Genomic DNA, 229 nt, shown 5'->3' with positions numbered 1-229 from the left:
GCAACGTCCAGCGCGACAACGGCGTGCGCGTGGCCAAATGGTTCATCGAGCATCGTCCCGAGGGCGGCAAGGTCGCCATCATTGAAGGTCAGGCCGGCGTCTATGCGGCGGTGCAACGCACCGACGGTTTCAAATCGACAATCAGCGAAGGCGGCAAGTTCGAAGTCGTCGCCAGCGTTCCGGGAAATTGGGATCGTCAGACGTCCTACGATGCTGCGACCAACATCCT

At 60.7% G+C, this 229-nt stretch carries 1 protein-coding gene; it reads left to right on the top strand.

Annotated elements, in window-relative coordinates; all coding sequences use genetic code 11:
* Positions 1-229: substrate-binding domain-containing protein (locus tag AF337_RS38655; RefSeq protein ID WP_152971364.1), on the top strand; the 229-nt coding region annotated here is incomplete at both ends.

It is taken from the genome of Rhizobium ecuadorense, assembly GCF_001187535.1.
GTDB lineage: Bacteria > Pseudomonadota > Alphaproteobacteria > Rhizobiales > Rhizobiaceae > Rhizobium > Rhizobium ecuadorense.
The sequence above is the reverse complement of the archived record's forward strand: the minus strand, read 5'-3'. Positions and strand labels throughout refer to the sequence as shown.